General features: G+C 59.6%; 12 protein-coding genes. 3 read left to right on the plus strand and 9 right to left on the minus strand.

The genetic code is table 11. The annotated features are described in order from the left end of the window. Positions 1–70: 70 nt before the first annotated feature. The 9 genes from ACR0NA_RS11220 to coxB all read right to left on the minus strand — a co-directional run bounded on the left by ACR0NA_RS11220 (position 71) and on the right by coxB (position 7674). The gene (locus tag ACR0NA_RS11220) at positions 71–655 is read right to left on the minus strand and encodes a GNAT family N-acetyltransferase (RefSeq protein ID WP_480451108.1); all 585 of its coding nucleotides are present in this window, start codon (positions 653–655) and stop codon (positions 71–73) included. Further along, positions 655–1917, minus strand: coding sequence for a M16 family metallopeptidase (locus tag ACR0NA_RS11225; RefSeq protein ID WP_480728907.1), 1263 nt, complete (start codon positions 1915–1917; stop codon positions 655–657). The genes ACR0NA_RS11220 and ACR0NA_RS11225 overlap by 1 nt, the downstream gene beginning before the upstream one ends. Further along, a complete protein-coding gene (thrC, locus tag ACR0NA_RS11230) occupies positions 1914–3302 on the minus strand; it encodes a threonine synthase (protein ID WP_480728908.1) in 1389 nt (462 codons plus the stop codon). The genes ACR0NA_RS11225 and thrC overlap by 4 nt, the downstream gene beginning before the upstream one ends. After that, on the minus strand, positions 3299–3976 hold the full coding sequence (locus ACR0NA_RS11235; RefSeq protein ID WP_480729214.1) for an SURF1 family protein: 678 nt from the start codon (positions 3974–3976) through the stop codon (positions 3299–3301). The genes thrC and ACR0NA_RS11235 overlap by 4 nt, the downstream gene beginning before the upstream one ends. A 168-nt stretch (positions 3977–4144) precedes the next feature. Continuing rightward, positions 4145–4960: a cytochrome c oxidase subunit 3 gene (locus tag ACR0NA_RS11240; RefSeq protein ID WP_170651430.1), complete on the minus strand. Its 816-nt coding sequence runs from the start codon at positions 4958–4960 to the stop codon at positions 4145–4147. A 22-nt stretch (positions 4961–4982) separates the two neighbouring features. Next, on the minus strand, positions 4983–5558 hold the full coding sequence (locus ACR0NA_RS11245) for a cytochrome c oxidase assembly protein (protein WP_480728911.1): 576 nt from the start codon (positions 5556–5558) through the stop codon (positions 4983–4985). After that, entirely contained in the window at positions 5558–5719 is a 162-nt protein-coding gene (locus ACR0NA_RS11250) for a hypothetical protein (protein ID WP_170651428.1), read from the minus strand. The genes ACR0NA_RS11245 and ACR0NA_RS11250 overlap by 1 nt, the downstream gene beginning before the upstream one ends. Next, complete coding sequence (gene cyoE, locus ACR0NA_RS11255) at positions 5716–6672, minus strand: heme o synthase (protein WP_480728913.1); 957 nt, start codon at positions 6670–6672, stop codon at positions 5716–5718. The genes ACR0NA_RS11250 and cyoE overlap by 4 nt, the downstream gene beginning before the upstream one ends. Positions 6673–6762: 90 nt before the next feature. After that, on the minus strand, positions 6763–7674 hold the full coding sequence (coxB, locus tag ACR0NA_RS11260; protein WP_480728915.1) for a cytochrome c oxidase subunit II: 912 nt from the start codon (positions 7672–7674) through the stop codon (positions 6763–6765). Between the two features lie 176 nt (positions 7675–7850). On the opposite strand from coxB, the gene tldD reads away from it, so the two are divergent. The 3 genes from tldD to topA all read left to right on the plus strand — a co-directional run bounded on the left by tldD (position 7851) and on the right by topA (position 13477). Next, positions 7851–9272 carry a metalloprotease TldD gene (gene tldD, locus ACR0NA_RS11265; RefSeq protein WP_480728917.1) on the plus strand — a complete coding sequence of 474 codons (1422 nt, stop codon included), beginning with the start codon at positions 7851–7853 and terminating at the stop codon, positions 9270–9272. A gap of 205 nt (positions 9273–9477) precedes the next feature. Continuing rightward, on the plus strand, positions 9478–10626 hold the full coding sequence (gene dprA, locus ACR0NA_RS11270) for a DNA-processing protein DprA (protein ID WP_480728919.1): 1149 nt from the start codon (positions 9478–9480) through the stop codon (positions 10624–10626). Between the two features lie 214 nt (positions 10627–10840). Further along, a complete protein-coding gene (topA, locus tag ACR0NA_RS11275; RefSeq protein WP_480728920.1) occupies positions 10841–13477 on the plus strand; it encodes a type I DNA topoisomerase in 2637 nt (878 codons plus the stop codon). The last annotated feature ends 122 nt before the right edge of the window (positions 13478–13599 follow it).

Here is a 13599-nt window from a genome sequence, read left to right on the forward strand (position 1 = left end):
GTCATGCCCCTTCTTCTGTATGATGTGGAATGGTGTTCGGGGCCGCGACCAATGACCCCTGCAGGGGCCGCTATCCGGCGTCCGTCCGTCCCCGCCGGTCAGACCGCAGACTGGCGTACAGAACATGCGTCCGCCAGCGCCCATCGATCTGAAGATAGGACTGCGCCACGCCTTCGTATTTGAAGCCCGAGCTTTCCAGCAGCCCCCGAGAGGCGGCGTTCTCGGGTAGGCAGGCGGCCTCGATCCGGCTCAGGTCGAGGCGCGTAAAGGCATGGTGTACCAGGGCGCCAATGGCTTCGCGCATGTATCCCTGTCTCGAAAACGCCTGTCCCGTCCAATATCCCAGCGTCCCTGCCTGTGCCGGGCCGCGGCGAATATTGTCCAAAGTGATCGCCCCCACCAACACATCATCACTGCGGCGAAACAGGAACATCGGAATGGCCGTTCCGCTGACAATTGACCTCTGCGCCCAGTAGACCCGGTTGGTAAACGACTTGCGGCTCAGATGGTCATGCGCCCAAATCGGCTCCCAAGGGGTCAGATATTCTTTGGACGACCGTCGCAACGCAGACCAATCGCGAAAATCGGAATGCACCGGCGGACGCAGGCTGAGCCGCTCGGTTTCGAGTTTCAGCTTGCGTCTGCCTAACAGCATCACGCGGCGCGCCTCTCCTGCAGTTCGGTCAGTGTGGGTGCGCCGGAAACCGGACCGTAAAGCGCCAGAGCGGTCGGAGCATTAACAGCCATCTGTTCGGCGAATTTTCGCACTTCTGCCGTGGTCACAGCGTCGATTTTAGCCACGGTGGCCTCCAGCGGGGGGACCTTGCCCCAGATCTGCACGAGCCGGGCCAGACGTTCGGCGCGGTTAGACGGGCTTTCCAGCCCCATCAGCATTCCGGCCTTCATCTGGGCGCGGGCGCGGGCAACCTCTTCGGGTGTCATGTCTTCGGCTGCGCGCTTCATCTCGTCGATGGTGATGTTGGCAAGTTCCGCCACCTGATCGGCAGAGGTACCGGCATAGATTGTCGTCGTCCCGGTATCGGCATAGGCGCCGGTCTGTGCAAAGATCGTATAGCACAGACCGCGCGTTTCACGCACTTCCTGAAACAGGCGCGAGGACATGCCACCGCCCAGTGCGGTCGAATAAATCTGCGCGGTATAGATCGCGTCATCGCGATACCCGGGGCTTTCCAGAGCCAGCGCGAAATGCGCCTGTTCCAGCTCTTTCTCCTGCCGCGCCTCACCGCCGGTGAAGCGACCCGGTTCGGCGACCAGCCCTTTGCGCGGTTGCAGGTGGCCAAACATCTCTTCGGCCATTTTCATCAACGCATCGTGATCCACTGCACCAGCCGCAGACAGGATCATCTGCTCGGGGCCATAGTGTTCTGCCACAAAGCCGGACAAATCCTCACGCGAGAACGCGCTGACCCGCTCGGTCGGCCCCAGAATGGTCCGCCCCAATGGCTGATCGTGATAGCTCTGCTCTTGCAGCCAGTCAAAGATCACGTCGTCCGGCGTGTCATAGGCCTGACCGATCTCTTGCAGGATTACGCCGCGCTCAACCTCGATCTCGCGCGGGTCGAAGACAGGGTTCAGAACGATATCGCCGATTACATCCATAGCCAGCGCCACGTCACCCTTCAGGACGCGCGCGTAATAGGCCGTCACTTCGCGCGAGGTGTAGGCGTTGATGTATCCGCCCACATCCTCAATCGCCTCGGCGATTTGCAGCGCGGAACGCCGCTCGGTTCCCTTGAAAGCCATATGCTCAAGGAAATGGGCGATGCCGTTCTGCTCGATCCGTTCATGCCGCCCGCCGGCGGTTACCCAGATGCCGATGGCCGCCGATTGCAGCCCCGGCATATGTTCACTGACGATACGAAAGCCGTTCTTCAGTTGGTCCTGTCTGACAGTCACTCAGCGATATGCCTTCTGATATGATCCTCGAGGGCACCCAGATCATTGGCAATGCGGGTCACCCGTTCCGGACGTTCATACAGATCAGACATGCGGGATGGAAGAGGCGGATGCACGTCGCTCGCCTTCTCGACCGCTGCCGGGAATTTTGCCGGATGCGCGGTGGCCAGCGTGATCATCGGCACATCGGCGGCACGGTGTTCATCGGCGACCTTGATGCCGACAGCGGTGTGCGGGCAGACCAGTTCCGCGCTGTGGGCCAGCGTGGATTTGATCGTGGCAAGAGTTTCCTCTTCGGACACCCTACCTGAGTCGAAGTTTTCGTGCAGCGCTCCCATCGCACCCTGGCTGACATTGAAGCCGCCGTTTTTCAGTTCATCCATCAACTGCGCCACGGCGCCGCCATCCTCGCCATAGGCATAATACAGCGCCCGCTCAAAGTTCGAGCTGACCTGAATATCCATCGACGGGCTGATCGAGGGGATGGTGTCGCCCTTGAAATACCCCTCGCCAGACAGGCAGCGATGCAGGATGTCGTTCTGGTTGGTCGCGACCACCAGCCGGTCGATGGGCAGTCCCATGCGCTTGGCGAGGTAACCTGCAAAGATATCTCCGAAATTGCCGGTCGGAACGGTAAAGCTGACTTTGCGGTGCGGAGCCCCGAGGCTTACCGCGGCGGAGAAATAATAAACGATCTGCGCCAGAACGCGGGCGAAGTTGATCGAGTTCACACCGGCCAGTTTCACGCTGTCGCGGAAATCGAAATCGTTGAACATATCCTTCAACGCGGCCTGACAATCGTCAAAATCACCATCCACGGCCAAAGCGTGCACGTTACTGTCCGCAGGGGTGGTCATCTGACGGCGCTGCACTTCGGACACGCGGCCATGCGGATACAGGATGAACACGTCCACCGCGTCCAATCCCCGGAACGCCTCGATCGCCGCCGATCCGGTGTCGCCGCTGGTGGCGCCCACGATGGTCACTCGGTCCCCACGCCGTTTCAGCGCCACCTGAAACAGTTGACCGATCAACTGCATCGCAAAATCCTTGAAGGCCAGAGTGGGCCCGTGGAACAGTTCCAGCAGGAAGTGGTTTTCGTTCAACTGCTTCAGCGGCGCGCGAGCGTCGTGGCCGAACCCTTCATAAGCACGGGCGATGATTTCTTTGAATTCATCCTCGGCAAACGATCCGCTGACATAGGGCCACATCACGCGGAACGCTATTTCCTCGTAGGGCAAACCGGCCAGTGCCGCGATTTCTTCCTGCGACATCACCGGAATTTCGGCAGGCAGGTACAGGCCACCGTCACGGGCCAGCCCGGTCAGCATCGCCTCTTCAAAGGTAAGTTCAGGCGCTTGGCCACGGGTCGAGATGTATTTCATTGCTCATCACTCTCTGAAGGGGCGCGGTTGCGCCACAGGAAATAACCAGTCATCGCGGCCCAGACCAGAGCCAGACCAAACCATGTGATTGCATATTGCAGGTGATCGTTCGGAATACCTGCGGCATCCACAGGCAGGGGCGTTATACCGGGGTCGGTTTGTGTTCGTGCAATCAACAACACCGGTTCCGTCCCAAGCGCCGCCGCCAGATTGGGCACGTCGCGGGCAAACCAGATGTTTTCATCGATGTCGGGATCGGGCGTGTAGCCGTCGATCTCATCCGGCCAGTGCAGGTTGCCTGTCACCGTCATCTGCCCCGTCAACCGTTCGGATTGTTTGGCTGTGGTCGGAACAAAGCCGCGATCCACCAGAATGGTCCGGTCTTCGGTGCTGAAGGACTGGATGATGCGATACCCTGCCCCGACCTGCTTGACCGAGACCAGAACGTGGATTTCACCCGGCTCCATCACGCCGGACACTGTAACCGGTAGGTACTTGTCACCCTCGGAAGAGACGGCCCCCGGCAGGCCCCCGGGATCAGCTGAAATGCGGTCTTCGATCTCTGCCAGAACGCCTTGCTTCCACGCCAGACGCTGCACCTGCCAGAATCCCAATGACAACAGGATCGCCAGACCGGCGAAGCCAAATATCAGCAGGAACAGGATGCGGCGCATATCGGGACCAGATCTCTTCATTTTTCGGCTCGGGCTGAACCGGCGTCTTGTTAAGAGGGACACGGGTAAAATTGCAACCATGCAATTGTATCGGGCGCAATCTTGCACCCTGATAAAGAAAAAGCCGCCCCAAAGGGCGGCTTTTGCAATTGATCAGTCTGACCGGCGTTACATCAGCGGGGCCTGACCCCAGATGTAGACGGCGAAGAACAGGAACAGCCAGACAACGTCAACAAAGTGCCAGTACCAGGCCGCGGCCTCGAACCCGATATGTTTCTCGGGGGTGAAATCACCGCGCAGGGCACGGATCAGGCAGACCGACAGGAAAATCGTCCCGATGATGACGTGCGCGCCATGGAAACCGGTGGCCATGAAGAAGTTCGAATAGAACTGATCGTCGCCGAATTTCCAGCCTTCATGGGCCAGCAGTTCGTAATACTCAAACGCCTGCAGGAAGGTAAACGCGATACCCAGCGCGATACCGATGGCCAGACCGTTGATCAGCGCCTTGCGATCGTTGTCATGCACAAGCGCGTGGTGCGCCCATGTGATCGCACAGCCAGACAGCAGCAGAACCAGCGTGTTGATCAGCGGCAGGTGGAACGGATCGACCGCGTGGATGTCCGGCTGGATGTATTCGGTGCCGGCATAGTCGTACATCGGATACATGCGATGTTTGAAGAACGACCAGAACCAGGCGAAAAAGAACATCACCTCGGACATGATGAACAGGATGAAGCCATAACGCAGGCCGATACGCACAACGGGCGTATGATCGCCAGCGCGGCTTTCGGCCACCACTTCGGACCACCATGCGAACATGGTGTAGAGCACGGCCACCAGCCCTGCCCAGAACATCCACGGAGTGATTCCGTGCATCCAGAGAACAGCTCCGAACAGCATCACAAAGCCGCCGATCGCGCCGATCAGCGGCCAGATCGAGGGGTTCAGAATGTGGTAGTCATGGTTTTTAGCGTGTGCCATCAGCGTCCCTCACCTACAGGCATTAGTTCGTTGTTGTTTCCGCCTGCGCGTCAAGGGCGGCATAGCCCTCGGGCAGGTCGATTTCGTAGAATGTATACGACAGTGTGATCGTATGAACATACTTGGCTTCCGGGTCGTCGACGATTTCCGGGTCGACGAAGAAGGTCACGGGCATCTCAACCCGTTCACCGGGTTGCAGAACCTGCTCATCAAAGCAGAAGCAGGCGATTTTCTGAAAGTAGCCGCCCGCCGAATAAGGCGTCACGTTATAGGACGCCTGACCGGCAATCGGTTTGTCGGTCGGGTTGTAGGCCTCGTAAAAGGCCAGCCCGGTCTCGCCGATGCGAATCTTCATCTCGCGCTCGATCGGCTTGAACTCCCACGGCATTTCCCGGGCCTTCGAAGCATCGAAACGAATGGTAACCGTCTGCTCCAGAATGTCATCGGGGGCCTGCTGCGCCACACCGGTGGTGCCGCCGAACCCGGTGACACGGCAGAACCAATTATAGAAGGGGACTGCCGCCCATGCGAGGCCGCCCATCAGCACAACAACGCCGACAAGCTGCATGACCGTTTTCTGGGGGCCCGACACTGCCATCAGTTCTGCACCTCTGCACGCGGCATCTCGAAGTCGCCACGCGTGACTTTGACCACGGTCAATCCAAAGATGATGACGATCAGCGCGGCCAGTGTCAGGGCTACGCCCAGATTACGGCCGAACCGGCGGTTATGCAGTTCGTGGGTTTTGCGCAGACTCATCCCCAGCCTCCCAGCCCATAGGGCTTGAGCAGCGCCTCAACCAGAATGGCGCCGAAATGCAGGAACAGATAGAGCAGCGAAAGCTTGAAGAAACCACGCTCGACCTTGAAGTTGTCGGCCTCGGCGTCGTCTTCGTTCCGACGCGAGATTTTCCATGCACCACGCAGGAACAATGCGTTCAGCACCAAAGCGACTGCCAGATAGATCGGACCACCAATGCCCGAGAAGGCGGTGCCAACTGCCAGCAGCGAAAGCAAAGCTGTATAGACCAGAATGTGCACCCGAGTGGCTCGGCGGCCATGGGTCACGGTCAACATCGGTACACCTGCATCGTCATAGTCCGAGCGCATGAACAGCGCCAGCGCCCAGAAATGCGGTGGCGTCCACATGAAAGTAAGGGCGAACATCAGCCACGGCTCAAGTGTCATCGAACCGGTTGCAGCCACCCAGCCAATCACCGGCGGGAACGCTCCGGCGGCGCCACCGATTACGATGTTGTGCGGCGTCGAACGCTTGAGCCACATCGTGTAGACGACGGCGTAGAAGAAGATCGTGAAGGCAAGGAACGCGCCTGCGAAGACGTTGGTGGCCAAGCCCAGCATGATTACCGATAGACCGGACAGGCCGAGGCCCAGCGCCAGCGCCTCGCCCGCTTCGATCTTACCCGCGGGGATCGGGCGGCCTTTGGTGCGCTTCATCACCTTGTCGATATCGGCATCCCACCACATGTTCAGCGCGCCTGAGGCACCGCCGCCGATGGCGATGAACAAAATGGCGCAGAATCCAATGAACGGGTGCACAGGAACCGGTGCGGCCAGCAGGCCGACAAGCGCGGTGAACACAACCAGCGACATGACACGGGGCTTCAGCAGGGCGAAATAATCGCCAAAGCTGGCCTCGTCCTCGTGTCCCTTCGCGGTCACGGTGCTGGCGTTGATGCTTGCGTCGCTCATTTTCGGTCCTTCCGGGGCGAAAGGCGCGCGGACCCCGCGCACCCTGCGTCTTTCGTCGGGCGAGAGTTTACCCCGCCCCCAGTGGCATCATCAGTTCGATGCGACCTGATAAGGCTGCGGAAGACCTGCATATTCTTCCTTGGCACTTTCCAGCCACTGTTCATATGCCTCTTCGCTGACCACTTTGACGGTGATCGGCATATAGGCGTGATCCTTGCCGCACAGTTCCGAGCACTGACCGAAATAGATGCCCTCTTTTTCGGCCTTGAACCACAGTTCTGCCAGACGGCCCGGTACGCCATCCTGCTTTACGCCAAAGGCGGGGATGGTCCAGGAATGGATCACGTCGGATGCGGTTACCTGCATCACCACGATCTTGTTCACAGGCACGACAACTGCGGTGTCGGTCGCCAGCAGAAACTCGTCTTCGCCGTAGCCTGCGTCGGCAAGCTTGGCGCGCATCGCGTCGTCCAGAACAAATGCCGATACATCAGCATCCGCAGGGCGGGCATCTGCATCCAGTGTCGCCGGGTGGCCCAGCATGTAGCTGTCGAATGCAAAATCATGGTCGATATATTCATAAGTCCAGTACCACTGGTTGCCGACCACCTTGATGACCACTTCGCCTTCGGGGATTTCCTGCTGTTTGAACAGAACCGGCAGCGAGAATGCACCGATGAACACCAGAATCAGAATCGGGCCAATCGTCCATGCGATTTCGACCGGTGTGTAATGCGAAAAGCGCGATGGGGTCGGGTTGGCGCGCTGGTTGTAGCGCACGATGCAATAAACCAGCAGCCCGGCGACCAGCAGACAGATTGCCGTGATGATAACCAGAATCATCCCGTCCAGCCGCTGAATTCCCTCGGCAAGACTGGTTGCTGCGGGCTGGAAGCCCACGCCGCCATCAACCGGTTTGCCGATAATCTCAAGCTCCTGAGCCATTGCGGGCAGGCTGGAGAGGGCTGCGAAAAGCCCCGAAAGCATCAAAGCATTCTTCATATTCTGTCCTGATCGTTTGATCTTTGCGTCCCTGGCGATAAGGCGTGAATCGGTCACACCTCTCCCGTTGTCTTTGACCGCGTTAAAAACCATATTCCGGAGGGTAGATAAAGCAAAATGCTTGCGTCAAACAGACGCTATTTTTGATCTGGATCAAACCGGAAAGGTTCCAACCGATGGCTCAAGCCCCGTTTCGCCCATTTGAAACCGCTTTACCGCATGACGAGGCGCTTGCCGTTCTAAGGTCGGCCACCGACGGCGCGGAAGATGGCGAGCTGTTCGTCGAACGGCGAAAATCCGAAGCGTTGGTATTCGATGATGGCCGTTTGCGTACTGCGTCCTATGACGCGTCCGAGGGGTTTGGCCTGCGCGCGGTTCAGCGCGATGTAGCGGGTTATGCCCATTCGACCGAGGTTTCGATACCGGCCCTGAAACGCGCAGCCGAGACCGCGCGACTTGCGGTGGGTGACGGGGGCGGCACACTGGCCGAGGCCCCCCGGGCGACCAATACGCGGCTTTACACGGACGAAGATCCGATCGAATCCGCCAGCTTTCCGGTCAAAATCGAAACCCTGCGCGAGATTGATGCCTTTGCCCGCGATCTTGACCCTCGGGTCGTGCAGGTCAGCGCCACCATTGCCGCGGCGGTACAGGAGGTCGAGATTCTGCGCCCGGACGGGGTTCGCGTGCGTGATGTGCGTCCGATGACGCGGCTGAACGTCTCGGTCATTGTCGAACAGAACGGCAGGCGTGAAAGCGGATCCGCCGGGGGCGGCGGGCGCGTTGGCCTGGACGGGCTGATTGATCCGACAGACTGGCAGGGCAAGTCGCGCGAGGCGTTGCGGATTGCTCTGGTCAATCTGGATGCGGTCCCTGCCCCCGCTGGCGTGATGGAAGTTGCGCTTGGCCCTGGCTGGCCCGGCATTTTGCTGCACGAAGCCATTGGTCATGGGCTGGAAGGCGATTTTAACCGGAAAGGCAGCTCGGCCTTTGCCGGGCTGATGGGGCGGCAAATTGCATCGAAAGGCGTCACAGTCGTGGACGACGGCACAATCGCTGACCGGCGCGGTTCGATCTCCGTGGATGATGAGGGAACACCAAGTTCCCGAACAGTGCTGATCGAGGACGGCGTTCTGACCGGGTACATGCAGGACCGCCAGAACGCGCGCCTGATGGGTGTGGCCCCCACTGGTAACGGGCGGCGGCAAAGCTATGCGCACAAACCAATGCCCCGCATGACCAATACGATCATGCTGGGGGGCGATGCCGATCCGACGGAACTGGTGGCCGAGATCAAGGACGGAATATGGGCTGTCGGCTTCGGTGGCGGCCAAGTCGACATCACCAACGGGAAATTCGTCTTCTCCTGTACCGAAGCCTATCGTGTTCAGAACGGCAAGATCGGAGCGCCGGTGAAAGGGGCCACCCTGATCGGCGACGGACCTTCGGCCCTGAAACGCATTCGCGGGCTTGGGAATGACATGGAGCTGGACCCTGGCATGGGAACCTGTGGCAAGGATGGCCAATGGGTGCCCGTGGGCGTGGGACAGCCGACCGTTCTGATGGATGGGCTGACGGTAGGCGGATCGGCAGCCTGATTCGAGATCTGCCTGCGGCGCAGGATTTTTCTGCGCCGCAACCCAAGCGATAACCTGCAAGCCGGGATTGTTTATCTACCGTTTTGCCAAGGCATAACTGGAACTTCGCAGTAGTTTTGCAGAAATTTTCGTAGATTTTTCCTCGATTCACCGAGCGTTAACCTCACCACCCGTAAACCGGTTCTGCAATCAGGCGGAGCGACGGATGACCGAGGAACAGCTTTCTTCCAATCACCCCACACTCCCACCCACCACGGAAGAGGATCGGTTTTCCTGGCTTCGTCTGTTGCGCTCACGCAAGGTCGGCCCGGCGACGTTCCGGCGGATGCTGCGTGAACATGGGACAGCGCAGAAGGCGCTTGCCGCGCTGCCGGAAATGGCGCGCGCTGCCGGGATAGAGGGTTATGAAATCTGCCCTCCCGGCGTTATTGAAGCGGAACTTAGAGCGGCGAAAGCAGGCAATGCACGGCTGTTGTGCCTGTTCGATCCCGAATTTCCGGATGCCCTTACTGATTTGCAGGATGCACCGCCGCTTTTGTGGGCGGTTGGCGACCCGGGATTGCTGCAACGCCCCATGATATCGATTGTCGGTGCCCGCAATTGTTCTTCTCTTGGCGCGCGCATGACCCGGGCTCTGGCGAAAGAGCTGGGAGAGGCGGGCTATGTCGTCGTTTCAGGCCTGGCCCGCGGCATCGATACCGCAGCGCATATGGCAGCACTGAACTCGGGAACGGTGGCCGTTCTGGCGGGCGGCGCTGATGTCGTCTATCCGGCGGAAAACGCCCATCTGGCAGCGGAAATCTCAAACAAGGGCCTGCGGCTTTCGGAACAACCTATGAAGACCGTTCCACAGGCCCGTCACTTTCCCCGCCGGAACCGGATCATTTCGGGGCTGGCTCAGGCTGTCGTCGTCGTCGAAGCGGCCGCAAAATCCGGCAGCCTCATCACGGCGCGGGATGCGCTTGATCAGGGGCGCGAGGTTCTGGCGGTTCCCGGACATCCTTTTGATGCGCGCGCCGCAGGGTGCAACCTGCTGCTGAGGGATGGGGCCACGCTGATCCGATCCGCACAGGACGTGATTGATGCCCTGCCGAGGCAACAATCAAATCTGCCGATGAATTCCCGCAGCAAGCCAGAAACCCCGACTGAAACGCAACCGGCGAAAGCCCCACGCGACGCCCACGTATTGCATAGCCGCATCCTCGGACTTCTGGGGCCGTCACCTGTGGCAGAGGATCAACTGATCCGGGATTTGTCGGTCTGTGCCGGAGAAATCGGTCCCGCTCTGGTGGATCTGGAACTTGACGGGCGGATACGACGGCAGGCGGGTGGTTTGCTGTCGCTTGCCAGCTGACGCAAAAACCCTGTCGGAATCACGATGACCGGCGCAACAAGGAACACACTCTGCACGCTGACAGCCGAACATGTGATAAAAACACCGAGCCATCGTGTTGATCTTTAGGCGAAAATCCAATTTCAAACGGAACGCATTGACAATCTGCCCTTGCCCCACACATTTTGCACGGCCATACAAGGCGCCAATTCCGTCGAGCGAGGTTTTTCACTAAATGCCTGTAGTTGTTGTAGAATCCCCGGCCAAGGCAAAAACGATCAATAAATATCTCGGCCCTGACTACACGGTTCTGGCCTCATACGGCCATGTGCGCGACCTGCCCGCCAAGAACGGATCAGTCGATACCGACGATGATTTCGCGATGACATGGGAAGTGGGTGCCGACAGCCGAAAGCATGTCAAAGCCATCGCCGACGCACTGAAAGAAGACAACGCGCTGATCCTCGCAACCGACCCCGATCGCGAGGGCGAAGCGATCAGCTGGCACCTGCAGGAGGCTCTGACCAAGCGCCGCTCGATCAAGAAGGACACGCCGGTCAGCCGCGTGACATTTAACGCGATCACAAAGGATGCGGTGACGCAGGCAATGCAGAACCCGCGCGAGGTGGATATGCCACTGGTCGAGGCCTATCTGGCCCGACGCGCGCTGGACTATCTTGTCGGATTCAACCTCTCGCCTGTCCTGTGGCGAAAGCTGCCTGGCGCGAAGTCGGCGGGCCGTGTGCAATCCGTCTGTCTGCGCCTGATCGTCGAGCGCGAGATGGAGATCGAGGCGTTCAAACCGGTCGAATACTGGTCGGTTAAGGCACTTTTTGAAACACCACGCGGTCAGACCTTTGAAGCGCGGCTTGTCACGCTGGCAGGCAAAAAGCTGGACAAGCACGATCTGGCCAACGCCACTCAGGCGGAACTTGCGGTTCAGGCGATCATCAGCCGCGCGCTGAGCGTGACATCGGTCGAGGCCAAGCCCGCTGCACGAAACCCCAGTGCACCATTCATGACCTCGACCCTGCAACAGGAAGCCAGCCGCAAGTTCGGTATGGGCGCCCGCCATGCGATGCAGGTGGCGCAGCGGCTCTATGAGGCGGGCTACATTACTTATATGCGGACCGACGGCATCGACATGGCCCCCGAGGCGGTTGCGGCCACGCGCGATGCCATCAGTGACCGTTACGGCGCGGAATATGTGCCGGACAGCCCGCGTATCTACAAGAACAAGGCCAAGAACGCGCAGGAAGCCCACGAATGTATCCGCCCGACGGATATGAACCGCGACGCCAAGGCGCTGAAAGTTACCGATGACGACCAGCGCAAGCTGTATGACCTGATCTGGAAGCGTACCATCGCCTGCCAGATGGCTGCAGCGCGGCTGGAGCGGACCACCGTCGAGATTGGCAGCGACGATAGTCAGGTCGGATTGCGGGCCACCGGACAGGTGGTGATGTTCGACGGCTTTATGCGTGTCTATGAAGAAGGCCGCGACGATGTGGCCGATGACGATGAAAAGCGTCTGCCCCAGATCATGCAGGGCGATCCGGCCCGTTTTGCAAAGACTTCGCTGCGTGATCAGTTTGCCAAGGCAACCGGCGACAGCACCGGCAAGACAGCCGCGATCCTGTCCGAAAACGAAGCCGTTCTGGCCTTGCAGCACCACACTCAGCCCCCCCCGCGCTATACCGAGGCGACTCTGGTCAAGCGGATGGAGGAACTGGGGATCGGGCGGCCGTCGACCTATGCCTCGATCGTGACCACGATTCAGGACCGCGAGTATGTGCGCAAAGACAAAAACCGGCTGATCCCCGAGGAAAAGGGGCGGATTGTCACCATCTTTCTGCTGAATTTCTTCCGCCAATACGTGGGGTACGAGTTCACCGCGAATCTGGAAGGACAGCTGGATGACGTGAGTGCCGGTGAGCGTGATTATAAGGACCTGCTTGGCAAGTTCTGGCGCGATTTCTCGGCCGCCATTGGCGAGACGTCGGAACTGCGCATCTCGGAAGTGCTGGACAAGCTGGACGAGGTGCTTGCGCCGCAGCTGTATCCGCCACGCGAAGACGGCTCGGACCCGCGCATTTGCCCGAAATGCGGAGTGGGTCAACTGCACCTGAAAACTTCACGAACCGGCGGGTTTGTGGGATGTGGCAACTATCCGGAATGCAATTACACCCGCCCGATCGCAGGCGAAGGCGCCGAAGGCGATGAACGGCTGCTGGGCGAGGATGCGGGGGACGAGATCTGGCTGAAATCGGGCCGTTTTGGTCCGTATGTCCAGCGGGGCGAACCCACGCCCGAGAACAAGAAGCCGCCGCGCGCCTCGTTGCCGCGTGGGTGGAGCAAGGATGACATGGATCTGGCCAAGGCGCTGACGCTGCTGAGCCTGCCGCGTCAGATCGGCGAGCACCCCGAAGGCGGAATGATCAGCGCCAATTTTGGCCGCTTTGGCCCCTACCTGATGCATCAACTGGCAGATGAGGCCAAGCCGGTCTATGCCAACCTCAAGGACCCCAACGACGTCTTCGAGATCGGCATGAACCGTGCGGTGGAGTTGCTGGCAGAAAAGCGCGCCAACCCGGGGCGCGGGCGGCGCGCGGCGGCGAAACCGCTGAAAGAACTGGGCGATCACCCCGATGGTGGTGCGGTTCAGGTCCTGGATGGACGCTATGGGCCATATGTCAAATGGGAGAAGGTGAATGCCACGCTGCCCAAGGATGTGGAGCCGGCAAATGTCACAATGGAAATGGCGCTGGGCCTGATTGCGGAAAAGGCCGCAAAGAAGGGTACCAAAAAGAAAGCCGCACCAAAGAAAAAGGCAGCACCCAAAAAGACGGCCAAGAAGGCGGCCACCGAATAACAATGACGCGGGCCCGGCAACCTACCCGGCCCGCGTCATTAGGTAGAAATACCATTGCCCCTTGGTTTCATTGACTTCCTCGTGACGTGGCGGCACAACCTGCGCCATCACCAAGTCATTGG

It is taken from the genome of Ruegeria sp. C11, from assembly GCF_056537725.1.

Coding starts and splice junctions, on each gene's coding strand:
- cyoE (WP_480728913.1), bottom strand. CDS start 6,672: ATGAGCGACGCAAGCATCAACGCCAGCACCGTGACCGCGAAGGGACAC.
- ACR0NA_RS11220 (WP_480451108.1), bottom strand. CDS start 655: ATGCTGTTAGGCAGACGCAAGCTGAAACTCGAAACCGAGCGGCTCAGC.
- ACR0NA_RS11235 (WP_480729214.1), bottom strand. CDS start 3,976: ATGCGCCGCATCCTGTTCCTGCTGATATTTGGCTTCGCCGGTCTGGCG.
- thrC (WP_480728908.1), bottom strand. CDS start 3,302: ATGAAATACATCTCGACCCGTGGCCAAGCGCCTGAACTTACCTTTGAA.
- ACR0NA_RS11250 (WP_170651428.1), bottom strand. CDS start 5,719: ATGAGTCTGCGCAAAACCCACGAACTGCATAACCGCCGGTTCGGCCGT.
- topA (WP_480728920.1), top strand. CDS start 10,841: ATGCCTGTAGTTGTTGTAGAATCCCCGGCCAAGGCAAAAACGATCAAT.
- coxB (WP_480728915.1), bottom strand. CDS start 7,674: ATGAAGAATGCTTTGATGCTTTCGGGGCTTTTCGCAGCCCTCTCCAGC.
- ACR0NA_RS11245 (WP_480728911.1), bottom strand. CDS start 5,558: ATGGCAGTGTCGGGCCCCCAGAAAACGGTCATGCAGCTTGTCGGCGTT.
- dprA (WP_480728919.1), top strand. CDS start 9,478: ATGACCGAGGAACAGCTTTCTTCCAATCACCCCACACTCCCACCCACC.
- ACR0NA_RS11240 (WP_170651430.1), bottom strand. CDS start 4,960: ATGGCACACGCTAAAAACCATGACTACCACATTCTGAACCCCTCGATC.
- tldD (WP_480728917.1), top strand. CDS start 7,851: ATGGCTCAAGCCCCGTTTCGCCCATTTGAAACCGCTTTACCGCATGAC.